The following is a 21,465-nucleotide window of genomic DNA, read 5'->3' as shown; positions in this document are numbered from 1 at the left end:
CATGCGATACGGCTTACTGGCAGCCCTCCTGACCGGGGCCATGATGCTCGGCGGCTGCACCGAAGGCGTGCTCGATCCGAAAGGGCCGATCGCGCTGGCCGAGCGGCAAATTCTGTTTAACGCGCTCGGCATCATGCTTGCGATCGTGATCCCAGTGATCCTTGCGATACTTGGCTTCGCCTTCTGGTTTCGTGCATCGAACGAGCGTGCGCGCTATCGGCCGGATTTCACATATTCCGGACGTCTTGAACTGCTGGTCTGGTCCATCCCCGCAATGACGGTGCTCCTGGTCGGCGGCGTCGCATGGATCGGCGCACACGATCTCGATCCGGGCAAGCCGATTAGCTCGACGGTCAAGCCTGTCAACGTTGAAGTCGTCTCGCTCGACTGGAAATGGCTGTTCATCTATCCCGAGCAGGGCATCGCGAGCGTCAACAAGCTGGTCGTGCCGGTGGGGACGCCGATCAGCTTTGAACTGACCTCATCGAGCGTCATGAACAGCTTCTTCGTGCCTCAGCTCGGGAGCCAGATCTACACCATGTCGGGAATGGCGACCCGCCTCCACCTGCAGGCGGACCATCTCGGAACCTATCCAGGGATCTCCGCCATGTTCAGCGGCGAGGGCTTTCCCTACATGCACTTCACGGTCGAAGCAGTGACCGACGGTGGATTTGCGCAATGGGTTCGGCAGACCGGCGAAACCGGTTCGATCCTCGATAAGCAAGCTTACGCCGATCTGGTCAAGCCGAGCAAGGCGGTCGCGCCGTTCACCTATCGTGGCGTCGTCTCCGATCTGTTCAGCAGCATCGTAAATGCTGGGATGGGCACCCAAGACTCCCATCAAGACTCTTCTCTATCAGTTTGTTCAACCTCGCAGAGGGCAGAGCGATGAATCTCCTCGGAAAGCTCGATTGGAGCGCGATTCCTCTCCATGAGCCGATCATCATGGGTGCAACGGGCTTCATGGTCCTGGTCGTGCTGGTCGTTCTCGGATTTATCACGGCGAAGGGAGCTTGGCCCTATCTATGGCGCGAGTGGCTCACCTCGGTCGACCACAAGCGGATAGGCGCCATGTATTGCATACTGGCGCTCGTCATGATGCTGCGCGGCTTCAGCGATGCGATCATGATTCGCGCGCAGCAGGCGCTCGCAGCCGGCGGTGCACAAGGTTATCTGCCGCCCGAACATTTCAATCAGATTTTCTCGGCGCACGGCACGATTATGATCTTGTTCATGGCAATGCCGTTCGTGGTCGGGCTCATGAACTTCGCAGTACCGCTGCAACTCGGTGTTCGCGATGTGGCATTCCCGACGCTCAATTCCGTCAGCTTCTGGCTGACCGCCTCGGGCGCGTTGTTGGTCAACATTTCGCTGGCGGTCGGCGAGTTCTCGAAAGCAGGTTGGTGGGGGTATCCGCCACTGAGCGAATTGCAATACTCGCCCGGTGTCGGCGTCGACTACTATCTCTGGTCTCTGCAGATATCGGGTATCGGTACCCTGCTGGCGGGAATAAATTTCGTCACGACCATCCTCAAATTGCGGGCACCGGGGATGGGCTATATGCGCATGCCGGTCTTCTGCTGGACCGCGCTTGCCGCCAACCTGCTCATTGTCGCGGCTTTTCCGGTCCTGACCGCGACGCTCGCGATGCTGGCGCTGGATCGCTATCTCGGCTTTCACTTCTTCACGCTCGAAGGCCAGGGCAATCAGATGCTGTACTCCAACCTGTTCTGGGTATGGGGGCACCCCGAAGTCTACATCCTGATCCTGCCGGCGTTCGGCGTCTTCTCGGAAGTTATGGCGACCTTCTCCGGCAAGCCGTTGTTCGGCTATCGCTCGATGGTCGCCGCGACGATGGCCATCTGTATCCTCTCCTTCCTGGTCTGGCTGCACCACTTCTTCACAATGGGTGCCAGCGCGAACGTCAACGGCTTCTTCGGCGTCATGAGCATGATCATCGCCTTGCCGACGGGCGCGAAGATCTTCAACTGGCTGTTCACGATGTACGGCGGCCGGGTTCGTTTCTCGGTGCCGGTGCTGTGGTCGATTGGCTTCATGGTGACTTTCGTCATCGGCGGCATGACCGGTGTGCTCATGGCGGTGCCCCCGGCCGACTTCCAGCTGCACAACAGCGTGTTCCTGGTCGCGCACTTCCACAATGTCGCCATTGGCGGCGTCGTGTTCGGAGTGATGGCGGGGTACAATTATTGGTTTCCCAAGGCGTTCGGGTTCAAGCTCGACGAACGCTGGGGCAGAGCCTCTTTCTGGTGCTGGTTCGTCGGCTTCTATGTCGCCTTCATGCCGCTCTACGTGCTCGGCCTGATGGGCATGACCCGGCGCATGCAACATTACGACAATTTGTCCTGGCAGCCGTGGTTGATAGCGGCGGCATTCGGCACCGCTATCATCCTGGTCGGCGTCGCTTGCCAGATCGTCCAACTCGTTGTGTCGATCCGCAATCGCGAAGAATTGCGGGACGTGACCGGTGATCCCTGGAACGGCCGCACGCTCGAATGGGCGACGGCGTCCCCGCCGCCGGCATGGAACTTTGCGTTCCAACCCAAGGTCGCCGGACTGGATGCGTTCTGGAGCAGCAAAAGCCGCGCACTGGCGACAAGGGACGAGCCAGCGCCGGCGCGTAATTACGAGCCCGTCGAAATGCCGAAGAACAGCGCCACCGGCTTTGTTACGGCCTTCTTCGCGGTCGTCATCGGCTTTGCGCTGATCTGGCACATCTGGTGGCTGGCCGGCGTCGGGATGTTCGGCGCATTCGCGACGCTACTTACCTTCTCATTCCGCCGACACAACGAAATTGAGGTGCCGGCCGAGGAGATCGCCCGGTTCGTGCAGGCCCACCAGGCTGGAGTTGCAGCATGAATATCGCCGTCGCAATCGATCAGATTCCGCAAGAGGCACTGCCAAGTGCGAGTGAAGCGGGACCTGCTCCAAAGAGGATCGTGGTCGCCTATGGCTTCTGGATCTTCCTGCTGAGCGACATCATCATGTTCGCCGCGCTGTTCGCGAGCTACGCGGTCCTCGTGCGCTCCACGGCCGGCGGCCCGACCGGCGCCCAGCTGTTCAACCAGACGACGGTCGCGATCGAGACAGCCTGCCTTCTCTTTTCGAGCTACACTTGCGGGCTGATGTCCTTGGCGGTGAATTCGCGCCGCTATTTCAGGACCTATTTGGGAGCGTTGATCACCTTCGTGCTCGGAGCCATATTCCTTGCTCTCGAGATCCGCGAATTCCTGAGCATGATCGCCATCGGCGCAGGGCCGCAGCGGAGTGCGTTTCTGTCCGCATTCTTCACGCTGGTCGGATGCCACGGGCTGCACGTTACGCTCGGACTGGTCTGGCTGACCGTGATGATGGTGCAGGTTGCGGTATTTGGATTCGCCGCGAGGGTGCAGCATCGCCTGCTCTGCTTCTCCTTGTTCTGGCACGCCCTCGATATCGTTTGGGTCGGGGTACTGACGGTGGTTTATCTGATGGGAGTGAGCTCATGACCGAGGTTCGACACGAACGCGCACCCGGAGACAGGCCGAGCCGCGAGATGGACGCATCGGCTCCATCCGAGCTTCTCGTCTACACGATCGGCCTGCTTGTGGCGGTTCTTCTCACGGCTACGTCATTCTGGGCTGCAAATACGACGCTGCTCTGGCCAGGCGGCGTAGTCCTCGGTCTCGCCGTCCTCGCCATTGCCCAGATGGGCATTCACCTGGTGTTTTTCCTGCACATCACCAGCGGGCCGGAGAGCACCAACAACGTGCTCGCGCTCGCCTTTGGCGCTCTCATCGTATTCGTCGTGATCGCCGGCACGATGTGGATCGTGGCAGACATGAACACGAACATGATGATGCCGTCGAGCATGCCGATGGGCATGAGGATGCAACGCTGAAGGGCGTCGCGGGGATGGCTGCTGTCGTTCGAGCATGCCGTCCTCGCGCAGTGCGTGTTCGTCAGCTTTGGTCGGCCACATCGATCGGAAGGCGCTCGACGGCGCCCATCGCGTCGTAATGCTGTGACGGGCCGACTATCTTGTGGGGCGTTTGCGAGTGCTATTGCTGTCCCTGGCGCCGGGGATTTGCGGGATATCCACCTGGATTACCTGCCTGCAGGTATCGCTGAGTTCGGAGCTCCGCTCTCTGAGACAAATCGTTATGTCGTCCGCATTGGGGATGAACGCACTGCAAAGTCGGAACACATCGGGCGTGCATGCCGCGCGCTGTTCCGGTGTTCCTTGCGAGAACGAGGGCGCGGACCAGGCGGTGGCGAGCAGCAGGCACAGGGACACACCCCACGCCGGGGATATCGACCGCCGTGGCATCCGCTTGTTTGAACTTTTCGTTTTCATCTGGAATCTCGTGCTGATCAATCGAGGCCGATACTCGACCTCGTCAGGCTGACACCGATACGCTCTCGTCGGAGCACGGGCTTGTCGCAAAATGTCAGCGTTTGTAGCTTTCGACCCTGCCGCGGCCCACCGCGTCCTGGAACGGCCTTGTGGGGGAGCGGGCAATATGCATCTGCCCGGTTCGGGCCGGTCTGTAGCAACCGCGAGTGCGCATGAACCGCCAAGGCGTCACACGTTCGTCCAAGCGTCGCGCCTGATACGGGCGCTAGTGTTCGATCCTGGAATGATGCGCCTGACACCGACTGCTGGCGGGGCGAGGACATGCTCAAGGGATTTACGGCTCCTCGGTCGCCTCGGGGGATTGCTGCATTGGTCCCACCGCCACCCTGGCACTTCGCTGGTGACGTGCTCGCGGTGGAATTCTGGAATGATCCCGATGTATCGGTCCAGATATTCCCCTCTGGCGTGGAGCTTGATGAGCGACGTCGAGGCCGCTCGGTCGCACTCTTCACGGACTATCAGTTCACGGCGCAGAACGAGGAATATCTGGACCCGGCCAGATATCAGTGCCGCGGGTTCAGCGTTCTCCTCGACGCGATGTGGAAGGGGACCCCAATAGCGTGGTGCCCATACTGCTATGTGGACAACGACGCTGCATTGATGAGAGGCTGGATTCAGGGCTATCCGAGAAAGTTCGGCACTGTGCACCTGACCCGCACCTTTGCCGCAGCGAGCATGGCTTCGGCGCCTCTCGCCAATGATAGCAGATTTTCGGCCTGCATGTCTGCTCACGGCCGCTTGCTGGTGCGGGCGAGCGTCGTTTTGCGCGAAAAGGCTGACCGTCTTGTCGGGCTTCTCGATCGCCGGATTGTGGGGCGGCGGTATTTTCCGCGGCTTTCGGCGGGCATGCACGACAAGCCGGCTGTGGACGAACTCGTTCGATGTATCTCGGATCATTCCCTGGTCACAAACATCTGGATCGGCGAGGGTGACCTCAATTTTCCGGAGGCCTACGGAGAGGAATTGGAGATGCTGGGTCCGCTCAAGGTTGGACGCGCATATCGGTTCTCGTTCTCCTATTCCGTCACCGACATCGAAGTTCTGGCAGACCTGACAGCGTAGCGGCCGGCTGATGCCAACAGACGTGTTCCGGATTGCGGCAGGAATCAACAAACCGGCGCATTTCAATCAAATCAAGCGGGGCTGGTTCCGGTAGCCTCTATGCCGAAAGCGATGCATCAGGACACGGGAATGCTGAAGGGCTTTACAGTTCCGAAGTCGCCATTCGGCCAGGCCGCTCTCACTCCGCCGCCACCCTGGCACTACGCTGGCGATGCTGTCGGAGTCGAATTCTGGACCGACCCCGACGCGACAGCAGCGACATTGCCGAATGGTCTTTCGCCGGATCCTGAGTCAAACGGTCACGCCGTCATGCTGTTTCTGGATTGGCAATTCACCGCCCAGGACGACGAATACCTCGAACCGGCTCGCTATCAATATCGCGAGGCGTTTGTCCTGGTCGACGCAATGTATGTAGACATCCCGGTCATGTGGTGTCCGTACATCTATGTCGACAATGACGCTGCGCTGGCGCGCGGCTGGACACAGGGATTTCCCAAGAAGACGGGGAGCATCTTTCAGACACGCTCCTTTGTGGCTCCTGGGCCCGCCGCGGCGCCGATGGCGTCAGGCAGCCGGTTTGGCGCCAGCCTTTCGGCGCATGGCCAGCGTCTTGCGGAAGCGTGCGTCACCTTGCGCGAGCCGGTCGAAGACGGATTGTCTCTGCTCGGCCGCCCCACGGTCCTGCTGCGCTACTTTCCGAGCCTAGTGGCCGGCCGCCGGGACAAGCCTGCCGTCGACGAGCTGGCGATGTCAGTCACCGACAATCTCACCGTTGCCGGTGCATGGATCGGAACAGGAGAGCTCAATTTTCCGGATGCGAACGGTGAGGAGCTCCACTCGCTCGCGCCGCGTCGGATCGAGTCGGGCTTCCGGTACTCGCTTTCCTATTCGACCAGCGATCTGAAAATCCTCGAAGACCGTGCTTTATAAGTGACCTCTCGCGCCCGGACGGCGAAGTGCACAGCCGCCGCTTCGCTAGGAGGTCCGTCGCAGGGCCGCTATCGGCGGCTATATTGTTGAAAATAAACAACTCTTTCGCGTCATCGAACGTTTGCTCAGCAAAAGAGCATTTGCCCGAATTTAACTGTTCAGAACGTTACTTAACAAGCCAAGGGGCTTCCCTTGCTGCACTCTCTCGCCGATCCGGGCGGCCGGGCTAAGCGTCGAGGGAACGAATATGACAGGACTTCCGGCTACCGCCCCAGAATCTTCCCTCGCATCCGACCAACAATTCAACTTGGTTGCGAGTAGCCTGGCCACGCTGCTTGAAACGGCGAGGCGAGAGCTGGAGCGTGATCGAGATGCGGCGAGGGTGTCGCTGGCGACGGCATCCCACATCCTGCAAGCGGAGATCGAGCGATGTTCGGGCGCTAGCGGCTCCACAAGGGGCGGTCTAGCGGCCTGGCAGATCTTGCGCGTGCGAGCTTACATCGACAGCAATCTGCACCGTACCATTCACATTCGGGATCTCAGTGCGGTCGCACGTCGAAGCCCGGCGCACTTTTCCCGGAAGTTCAAACTGGCTGTTGGGGAGTCGCCGCATGCCTATGTGGTGCGAAGGCGCCTGGAGCGAGCCTGCCACCTGATGATGACCAGTGCGGCCTCGCTGAGCGAAATAGCCCTGAACGTTGGCTTTTCCGATCAGGCGCACCTATGTAGGCTCTTCAGGCACGCTTTTGGCCGGAGCCCGGCCAATTGGCGACGCGAGCGCGGCATCCCTGACGAGGTCAGCTTAAGACCCGGCTTGGACGAGAATATCCCATGAGCGATCAGCGCGGCAAAGTGCTGAGCTTCGGCCCTTTCGAGCTGTCGATCGGGGGCAGGATTCTAACGAATGGCGCAGAGACCGTATCGCTTGGCGCGCGCGCCATGGACCTTCTCATTGTCCTGGTGGAGCAAGCCAACAAGGTCGTCGGCAGGAGAACCCTGATCGAGCGCGTTTGGCCGGAGAGCGGAGTTGAACAAGTCAGCCTGCGCGTTCATATCTCGGCGCTCCGCAAGGCCCTCAATCGGAGTGACCCCGGTCGGCGGTATATCGCGAACGTGCCCGGGCGAGGGTACAGCTTCGTCGTACCGGTAACGTCAGCTTCCCTGCCAATGTCGGGGGATCTCAATCCATCTTCGAGGCCCCGACTGCCTGCGCGCCTGGTTCGGATGCTCGGACGAAGAGAGGCGCTCGCCACGATCCAGATGAAGCTGGCCGAGCAGAAATTTGTTACGATCGTCGGCCCCGGCGGGATTGGTAAAACCACCGTAGCGGTGGCGGTTGCCCACGAAATGAGCGCCACCTTCAATGGCCAGATCTATTTTGTCGACCTGAGTGCTCTGGGCGGCGCTTCGCGCGTAGCTCCAGCAATAGCGGCAGCACTAGGCGTGTCGGTACAAACGAGCAATGTCGTACCAGCCCTGATTGATCGGCTGCAGGGAAGGTCAACACTCATCATTCTCGACTGTTGCGAACACCTTATCGATGAGGCGTCGGCCGTGGCGGAAGAACTGATCTGCCGTGTCCCGACACTGCATCTGCTCGCGACCAGCCGGGAGGCGATGCGAGTCGAAGGTGAACAGATCTACGAACTCTGCGCGCTCGAATGCCCTGGGGAAGACAACAAGTCGGCGCACGACGTGCTGCAATATCCCGCGGTCCAACTGCTGGTCGATCGCGTGCGGGCCGTACGCGGTGACTTCGAGCTAACAGATGCGGATGCGCCGATTGCGGCAAGGATCTGTCGGCGGCTTGACGGAATTCCATTGGCAATCGAACTCGCCGCCGGCAGAGTTGACATATTTGGCCTTAGCAAGGCGGCAAGCTTACTCGACGACCGACTAAACCTGTCATGGGTGGGGCGCAGAACGGCGTTGCCGAAGCACCAGACCTTGAACGCCGCGCTGGAATGGAGCTACGACTTGCTTGGCGTGACCGAGAAGCGCGTCCTGAGCCGGCTCAGTGTTTTCGCCGGCGGATTTACGTTCGAAGCAGCGGTCGCCGTGGTCGCTGACGAAACGATCGATGAAGCAAACGTCTCGGATTGCATTTGGGAGCTCCGCTCGAAATCGATGATTGCCGCTCAGGGACAGAGCGCGAGGCTCCGCTTGCTCGACACCACTCATGCCTTTGCGTCCCAACGGCTGGCCGAAAGCGCCGAGGAGGTCGGTTTGCGCCGCCGTCACGCCCTCTACTTCGGCGACTTGTTCAAACAGGGTGCTTCAATGGACATTCCTGAGAGGATCCAGGCGCTCGGGGTCGAGGTCGGCAATGTCAGAGCGGCTCTGAACTGGGCTTTCTCGGTCGAAGGTGATGCGAAAATTGGCGTTGAACTTGCCGCCGCCTCAGCAAGCACCTGGATGGCAATGGCCCTTCTTACCGAATGCCGGGATTGGATGACGAAGGCCATCGGCCGGCTCGACAATGCGAGTGCCGGCTCGCGCCAAGAAATGATCGTTCAGTCCGCGCTCGCCAGTTGCATGATGTTCACGGATGGCATGACCGAAGAGTCGTACGCAAGCTGGGAAAAAGCGCGCCTTCTGGCCGAGTGCCTTGACGACACCGAATGCCAGCTCGATTCCCTGCTTGTTCTTTGGGCCCACCAGATCCGGCTTCCAAATTATGCCGAGGCGACGGAATTGGCAGATCGATGCGGTGATGTCGCTGCTTTGAGCGGCAATCGTGGCGCGATCGCAATGGCCAACTACATGCGTGGCGTAACGTACCACCACAGTGGGCGAATATCACAGGCTGAAGCTTGCTTTGAGTTGTCCCTGCACCGCGACGACGAAGCGTCCCGTCGGTCTCTCATCACCCGGTTTGGCTACGATCGGAAAGTAGATGCCCTGGCCGTACTGGCCAATGTGACCTGGCTCCGGGGCTGTCCTGATCAGGCGCGACGCCTCAAACTGACGTCGATCGCTGAGGCACGCCAGTTGGATCACGCGGTACCGCTCTGCGTGGCGCTGGCTTGGGCAAGCTTCAATACCTATCTGGCAAGCCCGGACGATCCCGAGACCGAATCGCTTGCCAACGAACTTGTCGACCACGCCGGAAAATACAATGTGGAGAGCTACCAGGGGTTCGGCCTCGGCATGCAGGCTCTCTACGGCGTCAGGCGGGGGGAGGGCGATGCAGCTACTGCGACGCTCTACCGAGGTTTGGAGAAGTTGTCCGCGGCGCGATATGGAGTCTTCAATTGGTTTCTGCAAGCAGAGTTCGCAAGATGCACGGCCGTCGCGGGGCATCCGCAGCTGGGGCTTGCCGTCTTCGAACGGGCCAAGATCAATCTTGACGAGACCCACTGGTACGCCGCGGAATTGCGCCGCATCAGAGGCGAACTGGCCGTGTACAACGACGAGGGGCTTGAAGTTGCCAGACAGTATTTTCTGTCGGCGCTCGGACTCGCCGCCAGTCAAGCCAGCTTATCGTGGGAGCTCAGGGCCGCGACCAGCCTGGCCATTGCAGAAGAATCAGCCGAGCTGAAGGAGCGCGCGTGGCAGACCTTGCAGTCCACCCACGCAAAATTCCGAGAAGGCCATGAGACCGTCGACCTACGGTTGGCCAAGCAGGTACTAGCCGTTTCACATTTGCACGATGGCGCCGCCAACTCGATGCACTGAGGCTTGTCGCTGGAGAAGGTTTGGGGTAACCCTCGGAGGGCCGGGTGTATTTGCCCAAGACCGACGACGAACGGTGCAATTGCCGACGTCGTGCTTTTGGCGGAATAGGTTATGTCCGTCCAACCAATTGGCTCATCGTGTGCAATCCGGTTTCGGTTTGGCCCATTCGAGCTGAATGTATCCGAGCGCTCTCTGAGCAAGGCGGGCCAGATCCTTCCACTGGGCGGCAGAGCCTACGACATTCTGATAGCTCTGCTCGAAAATGCCGGTGAGGTCGTCCCCAAGTCCGAACTGATCGCCAGGGTATGGCCTGACGTAACCGTCGAGGAAGGCAGTCTTCGTGTCCATCTATCGGCGTTGCGCAAGACACTGGGCGATGGTCAATTTGGTGACAAGTACATCGCGAATATCCAGGGCCGTGGGTATAGATTCATTGCGCCGGTCACGCCACTTCCCGCAGCCCTCGACAGCGGTAACGCATCTTCGGGATTGTCCAGCTTGCCGCCGGCATTGGGCCGCATGGTTGGCCGCAGCAAGGTCGTCCTTGAGATTCAGCGTTTGCTCCAGACTGACCAGCGCCTCACGACTATTTTGGGCGCCGGCGGCATAGGCAAGACCACGGTTGCCCTGTCGGTTGGGCACGCGGCGCTTGCTGATTTCTCCGGGGCGGTATTCTTTGTCGATCTTTCAACGGTGACCGACAACGAGCAAGTCATCGGTGCTGTCGCTTCCGCGGTCGGGCTCGTCCCGCAGCCAGCCGATCCGAAGGAGGCGCTGCTCAATTTCCTGAGCGCTCGCAAGGCGCTTATCGTTCTCGATAGCTGCGAACATCTCATCGAGAGATCCGCGGAGATAGTCGACTATATTGTCCGGAATACCCCGGCCGTCTACATACTCGCGACCAGCAGGGAAACCTTGCGCGTTCCTGGCGAACGCGTATTTCGTCTTTGTCCACTGGACTGCCCGCCGGAGCAGCCGCAGCCGACTGCGTCAGAGGTGCTTGCTTATCCGGCCGCACGGTTGTTCGCCGAACGCGTCAGTGCTCGCCGCGGCAGCTTTTCGCTTAGTGACGACGAAGCTCCTATGGTTGCCGAGATTTGCCGCAAGCTTGACGGCATTGCGCTCGCTATCGAACTCGCCGCCGGAAGGGCCGCTGTCTTCGGCGTCGGGAATACCGTGGCAAGGTTGGGTTCGCGCATCGATCTCCTGAAGTTCGGTCGCCGGACGGCGAATCCTCGGCATCAGACGCTCAAGGCGACGCTGGACTGGAGCCACGATCACCTGTCCGAGGCCGAACGGATTGTGCTGCGACGAGTCGCAATCTTTATCGGGCCCTTTTCATTGGAAGCGGCGTGTACGGTTGCAGAGCAGGAGGGTACTGACCGGTCCGAGATCGAGGGAACGATCGCAAACCTTGTCAACAAATCGCTCATCGTGGCGTGGCCCAGCTATCGACAGATGCTTTATCGATTGCTCGACACGACACGCTCCTATGCCCTGGAGAAACTCGCTGCGAGCGGCGAACACAATTCCATGGCGGCGCGCCACGCGATCCATTTGAGCCGGTCATTGGAGGACAGCCGCGACAATCTTTTCGACCTGGAGTCCGGACGGCCTCCGGGGAGCGCGATACAGCACTATCTGGGAGACGTCCGAGCCGCGCTTGAATGGAGCTTTGGCCCCCGTGGAAACGGCAGCGCGGCCATACGACTGGCGGCGGCGGCCTCGCGTCTGTTTCTGGCCAAGTCGCTTTTCGTGGAGTGCCGGGACTGGATGGAGAAGGCGATCAATCGGATAGCTGCGGACTGCGACCCGCGCGACCAGATGGAGGTCCACGCTTCGCTTGCCTTGTCGCTGATGTTTACCGCCGGGAACAGTGAGAGGGTTCGCGATGCCTTCAATACGGCGTTGGCATTCGCAGAGCGGCACGACGATGCCTACCAGCAACTGCGTCTTCTCAGCGGGCTGTCGATGTATCTTCATCGTACGATCGACGCGGCGGGCAGCCTTGAAGTTGCGCGACGCGCGGAGTCGATCGCGAACAAGACCGGAAATCCGGAAGATGCGGCGCTTGCGGATTCGATGCTGGGGGCCGCCTATTATATCCTTGCGGACCACGTCCGCGCGCCAAAATACCTCGAACGGGCTCTGCACAGGTCGCCGGCGTCCCGACGGTTCAACGCAACTCAATATCTGTTCGATCTGCGAACCACCTCGCTGTTCAACCTGACCCGGTCACATTGGTTTGCTGGCAATCTCGATAGGGCGGCGGATTATGCCGAAAGAACCATCGAGGAGGCTGAGAGATCGGATCATCCGGTCGCTCTGTGTCGAGCTCTCATGCTGACGATGCCTTTCTATTTCTGGATTGACGATTTGGGGCAGGTCGAACCGAACCTCTCCGCGCTCGAGCTGACTGCGGAGAAGTATTCGCTGGAGCCATTCCGGGCTGTCGCCACAGGACTTAGGGGGCGCTATCTGGTCCGTGTCGGCCAGACGGAAGATGGCATGCGTCATCTGCGAGACGGCCTGGAAAAACTGCGGATCCTGCGATACGAAATGCTTGTAACGGATTTCGTCTCCGAGTTGGCGCTCGGCCTGGCGAAACAGAACGAGCGCGCGGAAGCGCTGGCTCTCATTGACGGTTCGATCGCCACGCAGCTCGGATCGAACAGGCCTCTTCACCTTCCGGCGCTGTTGCTGGCGAAAGGCGCGGCCTTTGTGTGCCGAGAGCCTCAACAGCTTGGTCTGGCCGCGGAGTGTTTCGGGGAAGCGATGACCCTGGCCGGGCAACAATCGGCGCTTTCGTTCGAGCTGCGGGCGGGATTGGAGCTTGCGCGGATTTGGATTGATCGGGGTCAAACCCGAAAGGCCCACGATCTCATCGAAGCCATCTACGGCCGGTTTACCGAGGGCTTCGAAACGCCGGATCTCATGTCGGCGAGGCTGGTCCTCGAGCGGACCCGCGTTCGTGCGCGACAAGCCGGATGACGGGGCGAAGCTTCACCGCGTGGTGACAATGCCGAGGGTCTGCGCGCGTGACACGGCCTGCGCGCGCTTCTCCACACCCAGCTTGGTGAAAACGCTCTTGAGATGCGACTTCACCGTCTCGGGGCCGATATCAAGGCTTCGGGCGATTTCCTTGTTGGACAATCCATCCGCGATCCGCGTGAGAATATCGGTCTCGCGACGGCTCAATGCGCTGAGAATCCGTGCGCTTGAGTCCGTAGCCGAGCGATCCTGTCGTGCTCGCTGCAGACCCGCCGCGAGACGATCGACGTAGGGGATCAGATCCGCCTTGAGGTTTCCTCCCTCCCGTGTCGCCCGGAGAAGCTCTGAAATGGCTGGCCCCTCGTCGAGGACGGTCTGATAGAGACCGGCCGCCGCACACGCGGCAAGCACGCGACTAAACCGGCTCACCGCCTCCGCGGCCTTGCCCGCGCTGAGCTGAACTGTCGACTGACGAATCGCAATGCAGATCAGGAACTGACGGTGCTCCATCGCTTCGGCTTCGTGCTGCAATTGTTGAAGGATTGAAGCGGCCTCGTCCGATTGAGCCTGCAGGCCCAGCAAATGAGCGCGGGCCAGTTTGTGGTACCATCCGATCTCCGACCAGGCGCCAGGCCTCGGTGCCGGGTATTTCCGTGCAAGGCGTTCCAGGCGATCGACGCATGCGGCGGCTTCATCCAACCGGCCGTCGTTCAGGTAGAGCCGCGCCTGCTCCGCGATCACGCCGGCCGAGAGTCGTCCCCAATCCCGCGCGACGCCGAGATTTTCAGCTCGTTCCAACAGAGTGCGGGCCCGCTCGAAGTTCATCCGTGCAGCGGCGACCCGGGAGATCACGAAATAAGTGCTCCACACGCAGTCGAGCATTGTCCCCGAGTTAATCAGCGGGAGGCGATCGATGACCCAGGCTTCCGCCTCATCGAGCAGGCCTTGCTCGTACTTGATTCGCGCGATCAGACTTGCTGGCAAGGCCGCTGCAATCGAATTCGGCCCGACATCCTGCTCGGCGACCCGGAAGCCCTCGCGGTAGTGCTTATCTGCCGCCGCGAGGCGTATCTGCCGCTCTTCTGTAAGCCCGTTGAGGCAGTGTCGATACACCGAGGCAAATACGTTCCTGCGATCCTCCTCGACCGAATAGGGAATCCATGGCGTCGCATGGAATTGCTTGAGGCTGCCCGCCTTCATGTGGCTGAAGCGAACGACGTTTGATGCTACGTTCGCGGTCCAGGGATCGGATGAACGGTCGACGCAATCCTGTGCCAGAGGCAGCGCGCTTTCGCTGTCATCCTTCAGCGCGATGGCAACGGAGCGGATCGCCTGGCATTCACACAGCAGGTTGCCATCAGGCAGAGGCATTGCGGCGATGTCGCCTTCGATGTCGGTTGCAAGCTTCAGGGCCTCGTCAAAGCGAAGCGCAAGCGCCAATCCCCATCCGATCGCCAATCGGACCTCGCACTGACCTCGCATGAGTTCGTCGGGAAACTGGCGTTGCCACTCCAGCAAGGTGAAGAGATCGCCTCTCTTGATCAAGGACATCGCGCAATTTTTGATCCAGCCGATCGCGCGGTCAGGAGCGCCGGCCGCGATCGCGTGCTGGACCGCTTCAGTCCATAATTCGTGGGAGGCATACCAAAGAGCCGCACGCCCGTGCAGTTCGGGAACTTCAATGCCACGGTCCGCCTCGAGCCGCTGTCGCAGATATTCGGCAAGCAGCGTGTGATAGCGAAACCAAACGCCGTCGTTGTCGAGCGGCGTGAGTAGCATCTGGCGCTGGGCAAGCGATGCCAGGATGGTGCGGCTCGCGCCCAAACCCGTTACGGCCTCGCAGAGGGCGCCGGAGAGCCGGTCGAGAACGGCCGTTCGCAGCATGAAGTCGACCAGTTCGACCGGGAGCCCATCCAGCATCTCGGTCAGGTAGGCGGCAATTGGACGCTGCGAGCCCGAGAGATTGTGGACATATTCCTTCAGGCCGGATCCAGACTGCGAAGGCATGGATGAAATGATCCGCAACGCGGCCGGCCAGCCTTCGGTCTTGCGCTGCAAGAGTTGCACGTCGGGGAATTCCAGCACTCCGGGTTTGGTGCCGTCCAGAAACGCCTGTGTCTCCAGCATGTCGAACCGCAGGGCTTCGGCATCGATCTCGATCAGCTGGTTCTGGGCTCGCAAGGTCGCGAGCGGCAGGGGAGGTTCGGTACGCGTCGTCAGCACCACGTGACAGTGGGACGGTGCGTGCTTCAAAAAATACGCGACGGTCTGATGGATGCGAGAAGCGCTGACCCAGTGATAGTCCTCGAGAAACAGGTAAACGTCGTCCTCCATCTCCGCCAGATCGTTGATCAGGCTCGACAGGATCGCCGTTGGGTCGATCAAATTGTTCTCGAGGATCAGCCCGATCGCGCCGGCGCCGACGTCCGGGCAGGCGTGATGCAGGGCCTGGGAAACGTAAAACAGAAACCGCGTGGCCTCGTCGTCGTCCGGATCGATCGTCAGCCACGCAACGGCATTGCCGTCTTGCTCGAGCGTCTCGGCCCAGGTGGCTGCCAATGAGCTCTTGCCGAAGCCCGCCGGCGCCTTGATGACACCCAGTCGCTTGGCCGGGAGGTCCGACAAGATCGCGAGCAGTCGGGGGCGCGCGACCAGCCCGCCGAATCGTGCCGGCAGGATCTTGGTCGCGAGAAATGGCAGCTGTCCTCCGCCGGGCGACGGACCCGTTCCATGAGTCGGATGGCTGGAGTGCGGCTGGATCAAAGGCTCCCCCTAACCACGTCAGTCCTCCCCCCATTCGGGGGATGCAAACCATGGTGAAATTGTACGATCTCTGTCAGCGAGAGGGAAGCGCCGGGCATTGTCAGTTGTATGCAGGCCGCATGCCGGTCGCTGCGTGCTGATCCCTGAAAGTCCACGCTAGGAGCCGGAAGCCAGCCGATGTCTATCGAGAACGCACGCTTGGGTTTCGCGCGGACCACTGAACATCCGGGAAAAGCACCCCAAGCCGGTGCCAAGAGCCATGGCTGACGATGAGCCTCGCGGAAATCTGCTATTCGGCCCCTTTGAGCTTTCGAGCAAAGAAAGGGCGCTGTGGCGCGACGGCGTGGCGCTGCCCCTCGGCAGCAGGGCCCTCGACATCCTGATCTACCTTGCCGAGCGTCCTGGCAAGGTGATCGCAAAGCAGGAATTGATCGATCACGTCTGGCCGGACGTGACGGTCGAAGAGGGGAGCATCCGGGTCCACGTGGCCGCGATTCGCAAGGCGCTTGGTGACGGCCAATTCGGCAACCGCTACATCGCAAACATCAAGGGACGGGGCTACTCGTTCGTCGGCGCATTGGCCTCCCTTGGGGGCGCCACGGAAAGCAGGACCGCCAGGTCCTGGCGGCAAGGCAGGCTTCCGGTGCGACCGATCATGATGATCGGACGCGAGACGTTCGTCACCGAGCTCGGCGACAGGCTTCGAAATGACCGGTTCGTGACACTGCTCGGCCCCGGCGGCATCGGCAAGACAACCATCGCTCTGGCCGTCGGCCGCGTCGTCGCCCAGGCGATCGGCGGCGAGATCTATTTTGTCGATCTGGAAAGCCTCACCGATCCGCACCATGTTGCTGCGGCCGTTGCGACCTCCCTGGGGTTCTCACTCAAATCGAAAGATCCCGGCCCGGAGCTGGTCGACCTCATCCGGTCGCGGAAGCTCCTCATCATACTCGACAGCTGCGAGCATGTGATCGAGGCGGTCGCGTCGCTTGCCGAACAACTCTACCAGCAAACGGAACAGATTCATCTTCTGACCACGAGCCGGGAATTGCTGAAAGTTGAGGGTGAGCATTGCTGCCGGGTTCCTCCTCTCGATTTTCCGCCAGACGACTCGGAGCAGACGGCAAATGCAATTCTGCGGTATCCGGCGGTGCAGCTGTTCGTACGGCGCGTGGCCACGCGAGCGGGTCGCATCGTTCTCACCGACAAGGAGGCGCCATTCGTCGCGGACATATGCCGAAAGCTGGATGGGATACCACTCGCGATCGAGTTGGCCGCGGGTCAGGTCGCCTCCCTTGGCCTTGAGAACACGGTTGACCTCCTGGTGTCCCGGCTGGAATTGCTGAGACTGAGCCATCGGACGGCAGTCGCCAGGCATCGGACGCTCAAGGCGACGCTGGATTGGAGCTACGATCTACTGTCTGACGCAGAGAGGATCGTGTTTCGACGCTTAGCTCCCTTCGTTGGACGTTTCACCCTCGATGGCGCGCGGTCTGTCGCCGGTGAACCCGGTGCGGGAGTCGAGGACATTTTCGACGCCGTCGCAGGGCTGGTCGAGAAGTCGTTGATAGCAACCCGGATTGATGTCGTGCAGGCGCAATATCGGCTGCCCAACACGACCCGGGCATACGCACTGGCAAAACTGGAGGAGCATGACGAAGTCGATATGGTCTTCGGCCGGCATGCGGAATACCTCGCCGGACATCTCGAAACGCTGAGGGAGGCTCTATCGAGCCTGCCAGGCGCAGAGAGAGCTGCGGCCTATTCCGACCAATTGAGCAACGTCCGTGCGGCCCTCGAATGGAGCTTTGGGCCGTGCGGCGATGCCGCGACGGCAACGAGACTGGCCGCCGCCGCCACGCAGGTGTTTCTGGAGCTGTCGCTGCTGATCGAATGCCAGGCATGGGCCGAACGCGCGATGGCGGGCCTGGGAAATCCGCATCAATACTCCCGCCGCGCCTTGGAGATCTCTGCAACGATCCCGCTGGCCTTGATGCATACGGAAGGCAACGATCAACGCGTCCGGACCGCTTTCGCAAACGCGCTGGATATTGCAATCGAACAGGGCGATCTCGCCCACGAGCTGCGGGTTCTAAGCGGACTTTTCATGTATTCGCACTGGACCATGGACATCCGGGGTGCGAGCGAGATCGCCACCCGGAGCAAGAAACTGGCTTTGGGAACGGGGAGTCACGACGACATGGCGCTGGCGGAAGCAATGCTGGCGGCTTCCGAACATCTGTCGGGAAATCACCTCGCCACACAACTGCATTGCGAAGCGGGTCTCCGGCACCTGGCGTCCCGACCGCGCTCTCGAACCGAACCATATCTCTTTCATTATACGAGCTTCCTGCTCGTCGGCATGGCACGTTCTCTCCTGTACCGGGGCTTGCTCGACCAATCGCTGGACTATGCAAGGCGCGCCAGAGCGGAAGCCAAGAGGTCGGGCAACCCCGCCACGTTGTGCCGGTCCCTGGCTTTGGTCCTTCCCGTGTTTCTGGCCATGGCGGATCTGAGCCAATCGGACCAGTACATTGGTGAGCTGAGTGAGCTCTCTGTCGCGCATTCCCTGATGCCTTATCGCGCCATAGCGACGGGCTTGAAGGGGCGATGGTTGCTTCTTCAAGACAATCGCATCGAAGCGATACAATTGCTGAAGCGAGCCCTGGAAGAGCTTCACGTCCAGCGCCACGAGATGCTGAACATGGATTTTACCTGCGATCTGGCCGCGGCGCTTATGGACCTCGGTGAGCATGAGCAGGCGCTGACCCTCACGGTGAATGCGATCGAGCAACAGCAGCGTGCCGGAAAATTGTTGCACATGTCTGCCTTGTTCAGGATGAAAGGGCTCATCCTGGCGTCTCGATCTGCGGAGGATCGCTTCGACGCCGAAGAAAGCCTGCTGTCGGCAATCGACTGGGCCAAACGCCAGTTCGCCACCCTGTTCGAATTGACGGCCGCGACGGACCTGGCCGGGCTGTTGCTGAAACAGGATCGCTTGCCGGAAGCTCACGAATATCTCAGCGCGAGTCTTGATCGCGTGCCGGCCGGGATATCATTTCCTGCCCGCAACCGCGCGGTGCAAATGCTCGGCCAACTCCGATCCGCAGCCGAGGACGTCGGTTGAAAGGTGCGCCATCCGAAGCCGTGCGCCGTCTGCGCAGTTGGGTTCAAGTCCTCGCATTTTGATCCAAGCCCTGACAGCACAGTTGGGCGCACGCTGTGGCAGGAACGGTCATAGCCACGGTTGAATGTCATGGGCAAGCTGGTCGCGGATATCATTGTGGAGACCTTGCAGAGCGCAGGCGTCAAGCATTGTTACGGCGTCGTCGGCGACACCCTCAATCTGATCGCCCGCTCGCTCGAAAAAAGCGAGATCGAGTGGATATCGATGAGACACGAGGAGGCGGGGGCGTTCGCCGCGCAGGCGGAGGCGCAGGTCGCAGATCGCCTGACCGCTGTTGCCGGCAGTTGTGGTCCCGGAAGCTTGCATTTCATCAACGGGATATTCGAAGCCAATCGCAACCGTGCACCCGTCATCCTGATCGCAAGTCAGATCATTCGCGACGAACTTGGCTTCGAATTCATCCAGGAGGTCGACTTCAAGCAGGTCTACCGAGACTGTAGCGTCTTCTGCGATATGATCCATACCCCGGAACAGGCGCGCCGGAAAACGGTGATCGCCTGCCAAACGGCTCTGACGAAACGCGGTGTTGCTGTCTTGATCGTACCGGCGGATATCTCCGCCTCGGTCGTGGATGATAACATCCCCTATGCGGTGCACGTCGCCAGACCCGTCACGCGACCGAGCGATGCGGATATCAACGAGATCGCGGATATCCTCAACAGCAGCGAAAATGTTGTCGTGTATGGCGGATCGGGCTGTAAAGGAGCCCATCAGGAAATTCTCGCGGTCGCCGACAGGCTGAAGGCGCCGATCGCGCATACGTCGCGCGCAAAGGACTTCCTCGAGTTTGACAATCCCTACAACATTGGAATGACCGGGATGCTCGGCAACGAGGCCGGGTATCATGCCCTGTTGGATTGTGATGCGTTGTTGATGCTGGGCGCCGACTTTGCCTGGCGGCAATTCTACCCGGACAAGGCAAAGATCGTGCAGGTCGATATCGACCCGACCCATCTGGGGCGACGGCATCCGATCACGAAGGGTGTCGTCGGCGATGTGAAGGCGACGTTGGAGGCCTTGCTGCCGAAGCTCGCCGGGCGCACCGACGCCTCATTCCGAGGCGCATATCTCCAGCGCTATGCGAAATATCGGGAAACAGAGCGGGCCAAGGTCGCTGCCGGTCACGATGGCAATATTCCCGGAAGCTATCTGACACAGGTGATCAGCCGCCATGCGGCGAAGGATGCGTTGTTCACGGCCGACGACGGCACCCCGGCCGCCTGGGCCTATCGCCACATCGAGGCAAACGGCCAGCGCCGTATTTTCGCAAGCCTGCTTCATGGAACGATGGCCAATGGCATGCCGTCGTCCATTGGGCTCCAAAAGGCAGAACCCGGCCGGCAGGTCGTGTGCATGGCCGGCGACGGTGGAATCTCGATGCTGTTCGGAGATCTGATGACGATCGTCCAACAGGAGTTGCCCGTCAAGATCGCCGTCTACGACAACGGCAAGCTTGGCTTCGTGGAGATCGAGCAAAAGGCCGAGGGCATGCTCGATACCTTCACGAAGCTGAAGAACCCGAATTTTGCAGGCGTTGCGCGCGCGCTGGGTCTCTGGGGCCAGACCGTTTCGAACGCGAGCGAATTGGAGACCGCGGTCAAGGACTGGCTGGCGCAACCGGGACCCGCGCTTCTGCACGTGCATGTCAACCCGATGCAGCTCGTCATGCCGCCATTCATGCAGGTCGAACCTGCAATCGGGATGGCGCTCTATTCCGCCCGCGCCGTCCTGCACGGTCGCGGAGGCGACGTCTGGGAGATGGTGAAGGAAAATTTCCTCTAGTCGGGTCGTCCCTCCAGCGGGGGCATGGCATGCCGTGCTGCGCGAGAGTGGCCAAGCATTGCTGTGATGGGTAGATCGAGATTGGCGAAATTGCCGGAGCCATCGGCTCTGCCCATGGCAAGGTACTTTGCCGTTGTCGGCGGCGCACTCGCTGCTCTTCTGCTGATAATTGGCTGGTCTCTGCCGAAGCTGCCGGACAGATTTCCTGATCGGGCGAATGGTATCGACGCAGCCACCATCCGGATCTCATCCGCGCGCAAATGGCCGGAAAAGGTCGTCCTGGATACCAGCCAGCCGGCAATGCCGCCATCGTCCCTCGAGGCGATACCGATCCAGGAATTGGCCGAGCAGCTGCCTGATGAGAGGACTGATCAAATGCACGCTGATTCCTCAGCTGACTTCGTGGCGGAATCGAAGCCCCTGGCGCGGCCGATCATTGCCGAGCATCCGCTTATGCGCGGCAAGCGTAAGAGAGCTCGGGCCGGTTCATCTGCCCATGTGGCGAGAACCCGTAGTCCCAACGAGCTCCAGGGATTGAGTGCGGAGTGCTGCTGGTTCGAGCCGATGGACAGGCGGGTACGATCGAGGCCTGCCTCGCGCAGTCGCGTGGCGCGTCGCGACTCATGGACAGGCTGGCATTTCCCGGAGGCAAATTGAA

General features: G+C 60.7%; 13 protein-coding genes. 12 read left to right on the top strand and 1 reads right to left on the bottom strand.

Annotated features, from left to right (window positions below; genetic code table 11):
- Window position 1: 1 nt before the first annotated feature.
- From cyoA to AB7531_RS28330, 9 genes are all read left to right on the top strand, one after another.
- On the top strand, window positions 2–892 hold the full coding sequence (cyoA, locus tag AB7531_RS28370) for a ubiquinol oxidase subunit II (protein ID WP_063984100.1): 891 nt from the start codon (window positions 2–4) through the stop codon (window positions 890–892).
- Window positions 889–2,877, top strand: a complete 1,989-nt coding sequence (gene cyoB, locus AB7531_RS28365; protein ID WP_063984099.1) for a cytochrome o ubiquinol oxidase subunit I — start codon at window positions 889–891, stop codon at window positions 2,875–2,877. The genes cyoA and cyoB overlap by 4 nt, the downstream gene beginning before the upstream one ends.
- Window positions 2,874–3,506 (top strand): cytochrome o ubiquinol oxidase subunit III, encoded by a 633-nt coding sequence (gene cyoC / locus AB7531_RS28360; RefSeq protein ID WP_231144552.1) that lies wholly within the window; start codon window positions 2,874–2,876, stop codon window positions 3,504–3,506. Before cyoB ends, cyoC begins: the two co-directional genes overlap by 4 nt.
- Entirely contained in the window at window positions 3,503–3,898 is a 396-nt protein-coding gene (cyoD, locus tag AB7531_RS28355; RefSeq protein ID WP_063984097.1) for a cytochrome o ubiquinol oxidase subunit IV, read from the top strand. The genes cyoC and cyoD overlap by 4 nt, the downstream gene beginning before the upstream one ends.
- A 777-nt stretch (window positions 3,899–4,675) precedes the next feature.
- The gene (locus AB7531_RS28350) at window positions 4,676–5,476 is read left to right on the top strand and encodes an acetoacetate decarboxylase family protein (RefSeq protein WP_063984095.1); all 801 of its coding nucleotides are present in this window, start codon (window positions 4,676–4,678) and stop codon (window positions 5,474–5,476) included.
- Between the two features lie 129 nt (window positions 5,477–5,605).
- A complete protein-coding gene (locus AB7531_RS28345) occupies window positions 5,606–6,406 on the top strand; it encodes an acetoacetate decarboxylase family protein (RefSeq protein WP_063986473.1) in 801 nt (266 codons plus the stop codon).
- 247 nt (window positions 6,407–6,653) lie between these two features.
- The gene (locus tag AB7531_RS28340; RefSeq protein ID WP_063984094.1) at window positions 6,654–7,241 is read left to right on the top strand and encodes a helix-turn-helix domain-containing protein; all 588 of its coding nucleotides are present in this window, start codon (window positions 6,654–6,656) and stop codon (window positions 7,239–7,241) included.
- On the top strand, window positions 7,238–10,084 hold the full coding sequence (locus AB7531_RS28335; RefSeq protein WP_231144553.1) for an ATP-binding protein: 2,847 nt from the start codon (window positions 7,238–7,240) through the stop codon (window positions 10,082–10,084). Before AB7531_RS28340 ends, AB7531_RS28335 begins: the two co-directional genes overlap by 4 nt.
- A gap of 111 nt (window positions 10,085–10,195) precedes the next feature.
- A complete protein-coding gene (locus AB7531_RS28330; protein WP_063984092.1) occupies window positions 10,196–13,075 on the top strand; it encodes an ATP-binding protein in 2,880 nt (959 codons plus the stop codon).
- Window positions 13,076–13,087: 12 nt separating this feature from the next.
- Here the strand turns inward: AB7531_RS28330 and AB7531_RS28325 are convergent, their stop codons facing one another.
- The gene (locus tag AB7531_RS28325; protein ID WP_084795189.1) at window positions 13,088–15,838 is read right to left on the bottom strand and encodes a LuxR C-terminal-related transcriptional regulator; all 2,751 of its coding nucleotides are present in this window, start codon (window positions 15,836–15,838) and stop codon (window positions 13,088–13,090) included.
- A 259-nt stretch (window positions 15,839–16,097) separates the two neighbouring features.
- On the opposite strand from AB7531_RS28325, the gene AB7531_RS28320 reads away from it, so the two are divergent.
- From AB7531_RS28320 to AB7531_RS28310, 3 genes are all read left to right on the top strand, one after another.
- Window positions 16,098–18,965: an ATP-binding protein gene (locus AB7531_RS28320; RefSeq protein WP_231144554.1), complete on the top strand. Its 2,868-nt coding sequence runs from the start codon at window positions 16,098–16,100 to the stop codon at window positions 18,963–18,965.
- Between the two features lie 129 nt (window positions 18,966–19,094).
- Window positions 19,095–20,807, top strand: a complete 1,713-nt coding sequence (locus tag AB7531_RS28315) for a thiamine pyrophosphate-dependent enzyme (RefSeq protein ID WP_063984090.1) — start codon at window positions 19,095–19,097, stop codon at window positions 20,805–20,807.
- Window positions 20,808–20,921: 114 nt separating this feature from the next.
- Window positions 20,922–21,464, top strand: coding sequence for a hypothetical protein (locus AB7531_RS28310; protein WP_063984089.1), 543 nt, complete (start codon window positions 20,922–20,924; stop codon window positions 21,462–21,464).
- Window position 21,465 lies beyond the last annotated feature (1 nt).

It is taken from the genome of Bradyrhizobium sp. 63_E2_N1_3 (assembly GCF_052076005.1).
GTDB lineage: Bacteria > Pseudomonadota > Alphaproteobacteria > Rhizobiales > Xanthobacteraceae > Bradyrhizobium > Bradyrhizobium barranii.
The sequence above is the reverse complement of the archived record's forward strand: the minus strand, read 5'-3'. Positions and strand labels throughout refer to the sequence as shown.

Coding starts and splice junctions, on each gene's coding strand:
- AB7531_RS28340 (WP_063984094.1), top strand. CDS start 6,654: ATGACAGGACTTCCGGCTACCGCCCCAGAATCTTCCCTCGCATCCGAC.
- AB7531_RS28330 (WP_063984092.1), top strand. CDS start 10,196: ATGTCCGTCCAACCAATTGGCTCATCGTGTGCAATCCGGTTTCGGTTT.
- cyoD (WP_063984097.1), top strand. CDS start 3,503: ATGACCGAGGTTCGACACGAACGCGCACCCGGAGACAGGCCGAGCCGC.
- AB7531_RS28335 (WP_231144553.1), top strand. CDS start 7,238: ATGAGCGATCAGCGCGGCAAAGTGCTGAGCTTCGGCCCTTTCGAGCTG.
- AB7531_RS28315 (WP_063984090.1), top strand. CDS start 19,095: ATGGGCAAGCTGGTCGCGGATATCATTGTGGAGACCTTGCAGAGCGCA.
- cyoA (WP_063984100.1), top strand. CDS start 2: ATGCGATACGGCTTACTGGCAGCCCTCCTGACCGGGGCCATGATGCTC.
- AB7531_RS28310 (WP_063984089.1), top strand. CDS start 20,922: ATGGCAAGGTACTTTGCCGTTGTCGGCGGCGCACTCGCTGCTCTTCTG.
- AB7531_RS28345 (WP_063986473.1), top strand. CDS start 5,606: ATGCTGAAGGGCTTTACAGTTCCGAAGTCGCCATTCGGCCAGGCCGCT.
- cyoB (WP_063984099.1), top strand. CDS start 889: ATGAATCTCCTCGGAAAGCTCGATTGGAGCGCGATTCCTCTCCATGAG.
- AB7531_RS28320 (WP_231144554.1), top strand. CDS start 16,098: ATGGCTGACGATGAGCCTCGCGGAAATCTGCTATTCGGCCCCTTTGAG.
- cyoC (WP_231144552.1), top strand. CDS start 2,874: ATGAATATCGCCGTCGCAATCGATCAGATTCCGCAAGAGGCACTGCCA.
- AB7531_RS28350 (WP_063984095.1), top strand. CDS start 4,676: ATGCTCAAGGGATTTACGGCTCCTCGGTCGCCTCGGGGGATTGCTGCA.